This is a genomic window from Ruoffia sp. FAM 20857, from assembly GCF_045528645.1.
GTDB classification, from domain to species: Bacteria; Bacillota; Bacilli; order Lactobacillales; family Aerococcaceae; genus Ruoffia; species Ruoffia halotolerans.
The window spans coordinates 1-1,598 of the sequence record NZ_JBGQRB010000103.1; the positions used below are offsets into that span (position 1 = coordinate 1).

Here is a 1,598-nt window from a genome sequence, read left to right on the forward strand (position 1 = left end):
TTTTAGAGACCGTATTTTACTTATGACGCGATTATATGTCCCTCAGACAAATAAAAAAGATCAAGCAACAACTTATGCTGCTTGATCTTGATTAAAATGAGTCATCAACCCTATTTGACAAAGAGCCCACAGTAATTGAGTTAGGTTCAATTACCGTGTCGCTTTTCGTATCTTATATAGTAGTAATTATTTTTTGTACAAAAAAACCAGAGGTAAAAACCTCTGGTTTAGAGTGTATAAAGTTAAATAATCAGAGATTATTTAACTTCTACAGCTCCTCCAACTTCTTCGATTGCAGCTTTTAATGCTTCTGCATCTTCTTTAGATAATCCTTCTTTGATTACTTTTGGAGCGTTATCTACTAATTCTTTAGCTTCTTTAAGTCCTAAACCAGTTGCTTCACGAACTGCTTTGATAACTTTAATTTTAGCTGATCCAGCTGAAGTTAATTCAACGTCGAATTCAGTTTGTTCTTCAGCAGCAGCTTCACCAGCGCCACCAGCAGCAGCTACAGCTACAGGAGCAGCAGCAGATACACCGAATTCTTCTTCGATTGCTTCTACTAATTCGTTTAATTCTACAACAGTTGCTGATTTGATATCTTCAATAATTTGTTCAATGTTTAATGCCATGATTTGTTTCCTCCGTTTTATATGTGTTTTTTTATTTATTAATTATGCTACATTAAGCAGCGTCTTTTGCTTCACCAACAGCTTTAAGCGCATAAGCCATCTTGCGAGCAGGATTCATTTGTGATAATACTGAAGCTGTATTGCGCATTGGAGCTTCCAGTACAGATAGTAACATAGATAATAGACCTTCGCGACTTGGTAATTTAGATAATGTTTCGATTTCAGCTACTGTAGCTACAGCACCTTCAATTAATCCACCTTTGATTTCTAATTTTTCTAAATCTTTTGCGGCATCAACGATAATTTTAGCTGGAGCAACAACATCTTCAGAATGGAAAGCAATCGCAGTAGGACCAGCGAAAACTTCATCTAAACCTTCAATACCTGCGTCTGCAGCTGCTCTACGTAAGATTGTGTTTTTCACAACTTTCATTTTCACGCCTGCATCACGTAAGTTTTTACGTAATTCTGTTACTTCAGTAACGTTAAGACCTAGGTAATCGATAATTACAACACCTGCAGAACCTTTAAGTTCTTCAGTGATTTCTGCAACTTCGTTTTGTTTTTGTTCAAGAGTCACTTTTCTTTTTCCCAATTAGTTCACCTCCGTCATTTTGGTATAGAGAGTATTTATTGATTATTTTATCCAATAAAAAAACCCCCATGTCACCTTAGACATAGAGATACATTCCTGTTGTTTATCACTTAGGAACTTCCTCGGTAAGAAATTAAGGCATTTGCCACTTACTGTCTTCGGTCGTTTAACACATAAAACATCATAATGGATACCGACTGTGTTGTCAACACTTTTTATTAATGTTTTTAACTTTTTTTATTTAGGTGTGTTGTAAGATGAAACGCAACACTAAAAAAAGACATGAAGATTCGTTATACTTAAGTCACCACAACATAGTATAAGGAGAGAATCTTCATGTCACACACTCATTTTAACACAAAGAAATCTAA

Annotated in this window: 2 protein-coding genes and 1 other annotated feature; both genes read right to left on the reverse strand. The window is 35.3% G+C overall.

Annotation, left to right across the window (positions count from 1 at the left end; all coding sequences use genetic code 11):
* Positions 1 to 257 precede the first annotated feature (257 nt).
* The gene (rplL, locus tag ACEN4N_RS11395) at positions 258 to 632 is read right to left on the reverse strand and encodes a 50S ribosomal protein L7/L12 (RefSeq protein WP_138404221.1); all 375 of its coding nucleotides are present in this window, start codon (positions 630 to 632) and stop codon (positions 258 to 260) included.
* Positions 633 to 684: 52 nt separating this feature from the next.
* Positions 685 to 1,227: a 50S ribosomal protein L10 gene (gene rplJ, locus ACEN4N_RS11400; RefSeq protein ID WP_407090968.1), complete on the reverse strand. Its 543-nt coding sequence runs from the start codon at positions 1,225 to 1,227 to the stop codon at positions 685 to 687.
* Between the two features lie 48 nt (positions 1,228 to 1,275).
* Positions 1,276 to 1,407: a sequence feature (ribosomal protein L10 leader region), on the reverse strand.
* Positions 1,408 to 1,598 lie beyond the last annotated feature (191 nt).